The 979-nt window shown below is 74.2% G+C and carries 1 protein-coding gene; it reads left to right on the top strand.

Annotation, left to right across the window (positions count from 1 at the left end):
• Positions 1 to 979, top strand: a 979-nt coding sequence (locus EG885_RS22305; RefSeq protein ID WP_207392396.1) for a dihydroxyacetone kinase subunit DhaK, incomplete at both ends; no start/stop codon positions are given.

The following is a 979-nucleotide window of genomic DNA, read 5'->3' as shown; positions in this document are numbered from 1 at the left end:
GGGAATTACGCGGGGGACGTGCTGAATTTCGGCGCCGCCGCCGAACGGCTGCGCGGCCAGGGGATCGATGCCCGGCTGCTGGCGGTGACCGATGACGTGGCCAGCGCCGCGCCGGATGATGCGGGACGGCGGCGGGGTGTGGCGGGCGATCTGCTGGTCTTCAAGATCGCCGGGGCCGCGGCCGAAGCCGGGCTGGATCTGGACGCGGTGATGGCCGTGGCCGAGCGGGCCAACCGGGCGACCGTGTCGTTCGGGCTGGCCTTTGACGGCTGCACCCTGCCGGGTCAACAGACGCCGCTGTTTACCGTCGAGAAGGATCAGGTCGCCCTGGGCCTTGGCATCCACGGAGAGCCGGGGATCGCCAGCCAGCCGCTGGCCCCCGCCGCCGATCTGGCCCGGTTGCTGCTGGAGCCGCTGCTGGCCGAGCGCCCGGCGGGGCATGGCGGTCGCGTGGCCGTGGTGCTGAACGGTCTGGGCCGCACCGCCGCCGAAGAGCTGTTCGTGCTGTGGCACCATCTGGATACCCTGCTGACAGATCACGGCCTGACCCCGGTCGCGCCGGAACTGGGCCAGTTCGTCACCAGTCTGGACATGGAGGGATGTTCGCTGTCCCTGACCTGGCTGGATGACGAGCTGGAGGCGCTGTGGCTGGCGCCTGCCGACACCCCTGCGCTGCGGCGCGGGACGGTCGCGCCGCCCGAAACGCACCGCCGCATGACGGCTGCCCCCGACCGGGTGGCGGCGGTCGCCCAAGGCTCGGCGGCCTCGCGCGCGGCGGCGCCCTGCATGGCCGACATGATCGCCGAGGTGGCCAAAGCGCTGGCCGGAGCCGAGGCGGAGCTGGGCCGGATCGACGCCATCGCCGGGGACGGCGATCACGGGCAGGGGATGGCGCGCGGCTCTGCCGCCGCCGCTGCCGCCGCCCGGCAGGCGGTCACCGACGGGGCGGGCGCGGGCAGCGTTCTGGCGCTGGCGGGCG

It is taken from the genome of Paracoccus nototheniae (assembly GCF_004335005.1).
Taxonomy (GTDB): domain Bacteria; phylum Pseudomonadota; class Alphaproteobacteria; order Rhodobacterales; family Rhodobacteraceae; genus Paracoccus; species Paracoccus nototheniae.
This window is presented reverse-complemented; position numbering and strand designations above follow the sequence as displayed.